The sequence below is a fragment of the Streptomyces sp. GC420 genome, from assembly GCF_009916105.1.
Taxonomy (GTDB): Bacteria; Actinomycetota; Actinomycetes; order Streptomycetales; family Streptomycetaceae; genus Streptomyces.
Genome location: NZ_JAAAXQ010000686.1, coordinates 1 through 2,040, shown reverse-complemented (window position 1 = coordinate 2,040; position 2,040 = coordinate 1). Strand labels below are relative to the sequence as shown.

Genomic DNA, 2,040 nt, shown 5'->3' with positions numbered 1-2,040 from the left:
CCGTCCCATGCGCCTCCACCACATCCACATCCGCCGCCGCCAACCGCGCATCGGCCAGCGCCTGCCGGATCACCCGCTCCTGCGAAGGACCGTTCGGCGCCGTCAGACCATTGCTCGCACCGTCCTGGTTCACCGCACTGCCCCGCAGCACCGCCAGCACCCGGTGACCATTGCGCCGCGCGTCCGACAACCGCTCGACGACGAGGAGGCCGACGCCCTCGGACCAGGAGGTGCCGTCCGCGGCCGCCGCGAAGGACTTGATACGCCCGTCCGGCGCCAGCCCCCGCTGCCGGGAGAAGTCGACGAAGCCGCCGGGCGTCGCCGTGATCGTGGCGCCGCCCGCCAGGGCGAGCGTGGACTCTCCGCTGCGGACCGACTCGGCGGCGAGGTGGAGGGCCACCAGGGAGGAGGAGCAGGCGGTGTCCACGGACAGCGCGGGGCCTTCGAGGCCGAGGGTGTAGGCGATCCGGCCGGAGGCGACGCTGCTGAGCTTGCCGGTCATCAGGTAGCCCTCGAGTTCCCCGGGGCCCTCCAGGGGGAGGTAGCTCTGCTCGACCACGCCCGCGAACACTCCCGTACGGGAGCCGCGGAGCGAGGCCGGGTCGATGCCGGCGTCCTCCAGCGCCTCCCAGGCCGTCTCCAGCAGCACTCGCTGCTGCGGGTCCATGGCCAGGGCCTCGCGGGGCGAGATGCCGAAGAAGTCGGCGTCGAACAGCGCCGCTCCCTCCAGGAATCCGGCCTCACGGGTGTAGGAGGTTCCGGTGCGCTCGGGGTCCGGGTCGTACAGCGCGTCCAGATCCCAGCCGCGGTCCGCGGGGAACGCGCCGATCGCGTCCGTTCCGTCGGCGACCAGCCGCCACAGGTCCTCGGGCGAGCGGACCCCGCCGGGGAACCGGCAGGCCATGCCCACGATCGCGACGGGTTCCCGTGCGGCGGACTCCAGTTCGGTGATCCGCTCGCGTGCCTTCTTCAGGTCGGCGGTCACCCACTTCAGGTAGTCGACCAGCTTCTGTTCCTTGGACTGGTCCGGCTTCTGATCACCGGGCGTGGCAGCGGACATGCGAAATCAGCCTCTCCTTGGAATGCCGGGCGGCTCGGAAGGGTGCAGGGGATGGGGGGACGTGCGCGGAGGCGGGACTCGTGCGCCGACGGCGGGACATGCCGCGTTCGGCGGGGCCGCACGGTCCTGCGGCCCCGCCCCGCCCCCGCGCCGCGTCAGTCGGCCGCGCGGCCGAGCTGTGTGTCGATGAAGTCGAAGATGTCGTCGGCGGACGCGGACGCGATCAGCTCCGCCACGTCCGCCACGTCCGTGCCGGATGCCGGGGCTGCGGACCGCGCGGCTCCGGCTCCGGCTCCGGACAGCCGCTCCAGCAGTTCCCGCAGCCTGGCCGTGACCTCGGCTCGGGTCCCGCCGTCGTCCGGCAGGGCGGTGAGCGATGCCTCCAGCCGGTCCAGGTCGTCCTGCACGGCACGGAAGGAGCCGGCCGTCACGGGGGCGGCGGCGTCGCGGACGTGGGCGGCGAGGGCCGCCGGGTTCGGGTGGTCGAAGACCACGGTGGCGGCCAGGGCGAGTCCGGTGGCCCTGGAGAGCCGGTTGCGCAGTTCGACGGCGGTCAGGGAGTCGAACCCGAGGTCCTGGAAGGGCCGGTCGGGGGCGATGCCTGACGGGTCGGGATGCTTGAGGACCTCCGCGACCAGTGTGGTCACGGTCTGGAGCACGTACTGCTCCCGCTGCGCCTCGTTGAGATCGGCGAGCCTTTCGGACAGGGGGACGGTTCCGGCGGGCGCGGGCTCTTCCGCCGCGGGCGGGAGCGGCGCGGCGGCGAGCGCCCGGCCGGAGCCGCCGTCCGCGACGGGGAGCTGGTCGAGCCAGTAGCGCTGGTGCTGGAAGGCGTAGGTCGGCAGGGGCACCCGGCGGGCACCGGACCCGGCGAAGAACGCCTCCCAGTCCACACCCGCACCCGCACCGTGCGACTCGGCCAGCCCCTCGACCAGCACCCCCGCCTCCGCCCGGCCACGCCGCTGCAACTGTCTCTTATA

The 2,040-nt window shown here is 73.5% G+C and carries 2 protein-coding genes; both read right to left on the bottom strand.

Features of this window, described 5'->3' with window-relative positions; genetic code table 11:
* Positions 1-1,060: beta-ketoacyl synthase N-terminal-like domain-containing protein (locus tag GUY61_RS37795; protein WP_208106951.1), on the bottom strand; the 1,060-nt coding region annotated here is incomplete at its 3' end.
* Positions 1,061-1,215: 155 nt separating this feature from the next.
* Positions 1,216-2,040 (bottom strand): phosphopantetheine-binding protein (locus GUY61_RS37790; protein ID WP_243767029.1); only part of this gene is annotated, 825 nt, incomplete at its 5' end.